The 7,387-nt window shown below is 66.5% G+C and carries 5 protein-coding genes; all 5 read right to left on the bottom strand.

Annotated elements, in window-relative coordinates; all coding sequences use genetic code 11:
* A partial coding sequence (locus RIF68_RS20600) for a choice-of-anchor M domain-containing protein (protein WP_309052764.1) occupies positions 1-3,245 on the bottom strand: 3,245 nt, incomplete at its 3' end.
* 543 nt (positions 3,246-3,788) lie between these two features.
* Positions 3,789-4,409, bottom strand: coding sequence for a TIGR03769 domain-containing protein (locus RIF68_RS20595; protein ID WP_309052763.1), 621 nt, complete (start codon positions 4,407-4,409; stop codon positions 3,789-3,791).
* Between the two features lie 189 nt (positions 4,410-4,598).
* Positions 4,599-5,507 (bottom strand): anchored repeat-type ABC transporter permease subunit, encoded by a 909-nt coding sequence (locus RIF68_RS20590; RefSeq protein WP_309052762.1) that lies wholly within the window; start codon positions 5,505-5,507, stop codon positions 4,599-4,601.
* The gene (locus RIF68_RS20585) at positions 5,507-6,238 is read right to left on the bottom strand and encodes an anchored repeat-type ABC transporter ATP-binding subunit (protein WP_309052761.1); all 732 of its coding nucleotides are present in this window, start codon (positions 6,236-6,238) and stop codon (positions 5,507-5,509) included. The genes RIF68_RS20590 and RIF68_RS20585 overlap by 1 nt, the downstream gene beginning before the upstream one ends.
* Positions 6,239-6,354: 116 nt before the next feature.
* Positions 6,355-7,387 (bottom strand): choice-of-anchor M domain-containing protein (locus RIF68_RS20580; protein ID WP_309052760.1); only part of this gene is annotated, 1,033 nt, incomplete at its 5' end.

Raw genomic sequence — 7,387 nt, 5'->3', positions numbered from 1 at the left:
ACGTTATCGAGCGACCAGGTCACGGGCCCCACCACATCGGACCCCAGCGATTGGGTGTTCCACCCCAGCCATGGAAGGCCTGCGGCCTGCGTCTGCGGCAACTGGTACACGATCGCTCCAGGTTCGCCGAGGAAGCCGAATGCGCCCTCCGGTATGCGGGTGGCAGCGCTGGCTCCCACATTCAGGACAACCTCGCCCGGCTCCCGCCAGGCCGGCACGGCGGTGGTTCCGTCCTTCAGAAAGGAGCGCAGGCGCCCGTCAATCACGCGGGTCGCGTAGTCCACGTGCCCGGCGGCGATCACTGCTGCGCCGGCCGCGATCCCGGCCCCGGCGGATGTGCTGGCCTTGCCAGTTTCGGATTCCTCCAGCCAACCGGGCAGGGCACCGCCCGCCTTCGCAGGCGCACCGGGCAGGCAGACCGTGCCGGGTCCCACGGGGCTGCCCGCAACCGCCCGGCCGCCTGCCGCACCTTGTGCAGCATCAGGCACCGCACTGGTAGAGACGATCGGCGCGGTTTTCACGCCGCCGTCGATTGTGTCGATGGACTTCCCCGCGAAACAGTCGCCGGGATCCACCGTCGATGCGTCCACTGACTCGCCCACGGTCCACGCGACGGTGAAGTCACTGCTGGCACCCGTGGCTGCAGTCCGATTGAACGCCATGCAGTACACCCCCGGGTGGGAGAACACCCACGTGCCATGCTGGTGGACGCCGGACGGAATGGTGAACTGGTTCGTACCGTCCGTGGTGTTGAACTTCATTGCAGCTGCGCCGAACGTGCCCAGCTGGTACAAGGCCATCTTCCCGGGTGCCGCACCCTCGCTGCCTGTGGTGCCAAGCTTCTTGAGCGTCCATGTCACGTCCCCGGCTTCTGGGACCTCTTCTGTGGACCAGCCGGGCCAGATGAGCCCTGCCTCCTCGCTTTGCCCCAGTACATAGGCAGTGGAGCCTTCGGTGCCGATGAACCCGAACGGCGAGCCAGCAGTGACAGGTCTGCGGGCTGCATCGCGGACCTGCAGGACGGTCTTGGCAGGGTCACGATAGACGACGGTGCCTTGGCTGGAGTCCTTAACCTGGGTGGTGAACATGCCGCCCAGCTGGCGGCTCGCCAGGTCAAGGTGCCCAGCACCGATGACGGTCACGTTGCTGGGCTGCGTGCCCGTGCCGGGATCCGGCGTCGGTTTGGGCGTTGGGGCCGGGGCCGGCCCGGTGCCGGTCCCGCCGGACGCGCAGGGTACGACGGCGACACGGTTGACGTAGTCAGGCTCCCCCGGCGTGGTGCTCCCTACCGCGATGGTGAGAGTCGTCGTCGTGCTCGAGGCTGCCCCCGTTACTTTAGGAACAGCCGAAAATGTGAGTGGGACACAGTACACGCCGGGCGCAGAGAAGCTCCACACCAGCATGTTGAGCGAGCGCGGGGCGAGGTCCGCTTGGGTCCGCCCCGCTGAGGTATCGGAGGACAGGACAGCGCCGGTCGAGCGCTCCGCCGTAACAGTTCCCGGCCCGATTACGGTGCCCAGGCTAACCCCGGCCTCCCCTACGATCCCCGCGGGGTCGAGCCGGTCCGTTGAAAAGCGCAGACCGGGCGCACCCCATGCGCCGTCGGGTCCGAAGACATAGTTGGTGCCATTGCGGACTGAGCTCGAGATGACGATCCGGCTTGGATCGACGTCCCGGGCAGACGCCGTGGTGGTGGTGTGAACGCGTGCGCCCACTGCAATTTTTCCTTCATCGAGACGGGGTTCCAGTGCCACGAGCCCGGTGTCCGCCACTTTGCGGTCGGGCTCCGTTACGGCCACAGGCTCCTTGCCGTGTGAGAGCGTGGCCAGGCCGTCGAGCCCGGCGGGACGGTCGCACGGGACCTGGTCCTTGGCCTTGGCAGGATCGCCGACCCAGACAGTCAGGCGGGCGTCCTGGCCCACGCGTGTGCCGTCACCCTTGAGCATCTTGGCGTTGATGGCCAGGCAGTATTTGCCCTCTGCAGTGAACGCCCACGTGAAGTGGCGGTGGTTAGCGGCTCCCACGGAAAGGCTCTGCGGCAGCCCGCTGCGCGTGGACCAAAGGAGCGACGACGGGTCGAAACGTTCGGTCACAGCCCGACTGTCGTAGAGGGCGAACGAACCGCCTGCGGGACCGCGGACCTCCATCAGGCTAAGGTCCTGTGACGAGTAGGGGCCCATAGATCCCGGCACGAAGTCCTGCCCGCTCACACCCGGCCAGAGATGTGTCGAGGAGTTGCCTCCTCCTTCGCTCCAGAACCAGAGAGGGCTGCCGGCTGGTGCTATCGCGGACAGGTCCGAGGCGGCGCTGGGTGAGGGAACTGTGGTTTGCTCGAGCCCGGAAGTAACAACGTCACGGAAGGGAATGCGGCCGTAGGTACCGGCGTCGATGAGCAGGGCAAGGGACCCGCCGTCGTTGGCCAGCGGGGCGCGGACGTCAACATGGCCAGTGGTGAAGACAGTCACCGGCTTCTCAGCGGGCCCGCCCGGGCCGGGGCCACCGTCACCTGGGACAGGATCAGGCCTGCCTCCGGCGCTGCACATTGGAACCGTCGCCGGAAGGTCCCCGGCCACCACCGTGTAAGTTGCCGTGCTCGGAGCGGGCTGGTTGCCGCTGCTGCGCAGGACGGGTGCCATCTCGATGGTGAGGCAATAGACGCCCGGAGCGCTGAAGCCGGCCTGGAGTGCGTAGATGGAGTTGTTCGGGCTCATGCCGAGCCGCGGTTGTGCGGGGTCAGAGCCGAGTGTGCGGGTGTCCCATCCTGCCGACGTCGCCACCCCGCCCGGGCCCCGCCCCGTCACCGTCGCGTGAGTGCCTTCAGGCGTGAAAGCCCCGGTCAGGGCCAGGTACCCGTTCGTGCTGGGTCTCAGGTCTGTTGTGGCCGTGGAGCGCCGGTTGATCTCCGGCTGCGCATCCGGAATCATGAAGTCAGCCTGCCCATTCAGCAAGTGGGTCTGGAGGAAGAGCCGCGCGTTCTGCCCTGTCGCGTAATCCACCGGCGTCAGCCCGGAGGTGCCTACTGTCCCGTCCAGGGCCATTCCTGGTGTGGTGTAGGTGCCATCGTCCGCGCGATCCGCGGCCGGGATGTTGAGGACCGCGCCTCCGGCCGGGAAAAACTGCTGGTTCCGGTAATCGCCGTTGAAACCGGAGCCCCAATGCTCCGTGTCCACACCGTAGCCCGGCGTGATCGTCTCAACGACAAGCGGGTTGCCCGCGAACGGGTTGATCTTGGGTGCGAGGCTCACGCGGCCGTGGTCGAGAACAGGAAGGTCGCCCGCGCTCGTGCGCACCGTCCGCAGCCCGGAGGACTCCGAGGATTCGCCCTGCTTTGCAGTTGCAGTCGGCCCGGTGGCGGCGTCAGGATCTGCGCCCACGGCTGGGTCTGTCGGGGTGAGCGGTTCAGACGCGGACGGCGCCGGCGTGCTCGAGTCGACGGAAGGCGCTGGGGCAGGAGCCGGGCTTGAAGGTTCAGGGGCGGGATCTGTGTCCGGTGTGGGAGTCGGGCCTGAAGGCTCGGTGGCCGGATCTGGGTCCGGGGCTGGAGCCGGGTCAACCGGTTCAGGCTCGGAAGCAGTGGACGTGGGCGGCGCGGGTGCAGGAGCCGGCTCGGTGGCCCACGCCGGGACCCCCGCGACGGAGCTGAGCAGCGCGGCGGTCAGGAGGACCACGGCGGAAGCGGTGCGGAGGGGTCTTAACCGGGTCACGTTGTGGCTTTCCAGGGTGCGGGTGGGATTTGGGGCGGGATGCCCCGCGGGTGCCGGGATGAGAATCCCGGCACCCGCCGTCGACTATTTGGTGACGATCTTGTAGGTCAGAGGATCGGACGCAGCTACTTTGCCCTCAACGTTCGAGGCCTTGATGGTCACGTAGTAGGTACCCGCTGCGGAAAAGGTCCACTTCGGGTGGACGTGGAGCGCCTCGGGGGCCGTCACGTCTGCCACCCTCGCGGTGTGTGTGGTTCCCGAGGAAACAACGTTCTGGGTCGAATCAAACACAACGCTTACGCTGCCCGGGTTCCCGGACGCCGGGACAACGCTGTAGGCAATGCGGTCACCGTTGACGAGAACTCCCTCGGCGCCGATCCCCTCGGGTGCTTCCGAGCCGGACAGGGCGAAGCCCGCGAGGAGCTGGGACGGATTGGAGTCGTTGGCCTTGATAACCCACGAAGAGCCCTCACGCTGGGTCACCACGACGTCGACCACCGGTTCTTTGGTGGGCGACGCAGCAACCTGGGCAGCCGTGTAGTACGCGCCCGTGTACTCATGGTTGAGGCCCAGGATGAGCTTGTTTGCCGTGGGGTTGATGCTCGCGCGGGCAATGTCAGCATGCCCTTGTGAGACGTGGTAGGTCGCGGCACTAGCGGCCGGGACCCCGAATGCGAGGACGAGCGCCGCGACGCCGGCGGCCACTGACCCGGCAAGCCCCAGGGACCTGCGGGGCCTTACTGTCGCTGTGGGTGTGTGCGCTCCGGACGTTGAGGATGAGGAGACCGAAATGGAAGAGTGCAGCATGGGCACCTTTCTGGTGCGAGTGGTGTGCGGACGGTGGATGACCATCGTTATTGAGAATGATTCTCAAACAAGCTGGACCCTACTGGTTTACGCCGCCTTAGTCAATTCAGCCGGCTCAGACACTTGATCGGGCGGGTTCGGCGTCTTGCGGTGGACCAGACGCCAGAGGATTCCATGCCGGGGCGCCGCAGCCCATGCCGCGACGAACAGTCCGGTGGCCACGAGCACGATCGTCCCGCCGACGGGCAGGTCCCAGCTCCATGACACATAGAGGCCCACTGCTGCCGCGCCTCCTCCGATGAGCGGCGCGAGGAGCATCATGCGGCCCAGGCTGTCTGTGAGCAGGCGCGCGGTTGCGGCCGGTGTTATGAGGAGGGCGAGGACGAGGATGGTACCGATGGTCTGGAGAGAAAGGACCACCGCGATGGTCACGAGCACATAGAGTGCCATGTCGAGCCACATCACGGGCAGCCCCGACGCGCGCGCCATATCCCTGTCGATACTCACGGCCACGAACTCCTTGTGCAGCGCGGCCAGAACGCCGAGAACGAGGACCGTGCCTACGGCAACCGTGATGACGTCCTCATCCGGGATCCCCGTGATCGAGCCGAAGAGGAAGGACTCAAGCGAGCCGGAATATCCTGGCGCGCGGCTCACCACGACGATACCCAGAGCGAACGCCGCAGCGAAGAACACACCGATGACCGAATCCTCGCGCAGCCGGCGGTGCTGAGTGAACACTGCGATCAGGAGTGCCGTGACTACTCCCGCCACCGCTCCACCGAGGATCAGATTGCCTTGAAGGACGAACGCGACGGCGAGGCCCGGAAACACGGCATGTGAGACGGCATCGCCGATAAAGGCCATGCCCCGCAACACCACAAAGTTACCCACGATCCCGCAAAGTACTGACGAGGCGACAGCCACGAGCAGCGCACGCGGGAGGAAGGCGAGGTCCGGGTTAGCCAGATCGGCGAGGAAATCAGCGAAGGACATCAGGCACCCACCATTTCGGTCTGTTCGGCAGGCAGCACAGTGTTTGGCCCGGTTCCAAACCCTCGCCGGGAATGGGTTCCCAGCGAAGGTTGCGCACCAAAGGCCCGCATCCACCCGTCAGTCGCTACGACGTCGGCCGGCGTCCCGTCGGCCACGACGGTCCGGTTCACGAGGCACAGGCGCGTGCAATCCGCAACGGCGCCGGCCAGGTCATGGGTTGCCATCACTATGGCCGTTCCTTCGGAGGTCAGTTCCTCGAAGAGCCCGGTGAGAAGCTGTTGAGTAGGGATATCCAGCCCGGTGAACGGCTCGTCGAGCAGGAGACCCTGCGGCACCAGGGCCAGTGCGCGGGCCACCAGGACGCGTTGCTTCTGCCCACCAGAGAGCTCCCCCACCGTGCGGTGATGCAGATCGGCCAGCTGGACGCGGTCGAGCGCGGCGTTGACAGCGCGCCAGTCCTCGAGGCCGGGACGCCGCAGCCAGCCCAGGGCTGCAGTGCGGCCGGTCATAACGGCGTCCTCGACCGTGATGGGGAATTCCCACGCGAACTCGTGCTTCTGCGGCACGTAGCCGAGCCGCTGGCGGCTCCGGCCGATCCGCGCCGCGCTGACGTGCACATAACCCTTCGATGGCTTCACGAGCCCGAGGATCGAGCGCAGGAGCGTCGTCTTACCTGCGCCATTGGGGCCTACCAGTCCCACGAGTTCTCCGGCCCTGACCTGTAGATCCACGTCCGTGAGCACCTCCCGCCCGCTGAGTCGCACGGCAAGGTTCGCAACCTTGATAAGCGGGGCAGGAGGGCCAAGAACGCATCCTCCTGCGGCGGCATTTCCGGAAGCCAAGGCGCTCACGCCCGCGTCTCCCCGGCTTTGGCGGGCTCCCGTTCGGGCCCGCGGGCATGAACAAGCTCCGCCGCTGCGGCTGCCTTGGCGCGTCGTCCACGCACGGCCGCGACTGCGACGATCACCCCAATCGCGAGGATTCCGACGGCACCCACCCCCGTCATAGCGGCCGTCACCGCTTCTGCAGGAAGGCCGAACGGCCCCGTTCCCGCCAGTGTCGCAGCCTCGGCCCCGCCTTTGTTGCCCCTGGTTTCCGTCTTCCCCTCGGCTGCGGCGGGAACGGCGTCGAACACCGCCTGAGTGTCCGCTGAGTCGCCGACGGCGAAGCGCAGCACCTTCCGGTCCACCAAGGGTGTCCCGTCGGCGAGTTCGGCGGCGAATTCGACCGTGAGCAGGTACGTGCCCGGCTCCGTAAAGATCCAGTTCCCGTGAGTGTGGACGTTGGTGTCCATGAAGATATCCTGGAGCCCGGTTTCACGCGAATCCCACAGCACCTGCGGGGCCGTAAGGTTGCCGCTCTGGAGGTAGAGCAGGAGATCGCCGGGGCCCTCCACGTCCACGAGTGTGTAAGCAATCTGCCGCTTAACACCCTCAATCACGCCCGGATCCTGCGTGTTCCAACCGATCCAGACGACTCCTGGCATCTCCGTCTGGGGTACCACATGAACTGCCTGCCCCGCAGCCTTTCCGACGAACGCGTAGGCGGGGTCATCCGGCATGGTCAGTTCGGCGGTATCGCGAACGTGGAACACTACATCGTCCGTCTCACGCCACACTGATGGTTCGAGGGTGCCATCGCGAACCTGGACACGCCACGCACCGTCGACGAAGCGGGGAGCGAGGTCGACGTGCCCCCGGTCAACCACCACACGACCATCCGGAGGCGCGGGGCTGGCAGCATGCGCAACAAGCGGCGTGCCCGGTGCAAGCAGGGCGGTCCCGCCGGCCAGACCGCTGGCGAGGACAGCCGCGAACAGCAAGGTGAGGAGATGTTTAATGCTTCTCATAGGTGGTGCTTTCCGGGTTGAGGCAGCGTGA

This window comes from Streptomyces sp. (genome assembly GCF_031178505.1).
Classification (GTDB): domain Bacteria; phylum Actinomycetota; class Actinomycetes; order Streptomycetales; family Streptomycetaceae; genus Streptomyces; species Streptomyces gulbargensis.
Note: the sequence above shows the minus strand (reverse complement) of the source record. Positions and strands in the feature narration are given on the sequence as shown.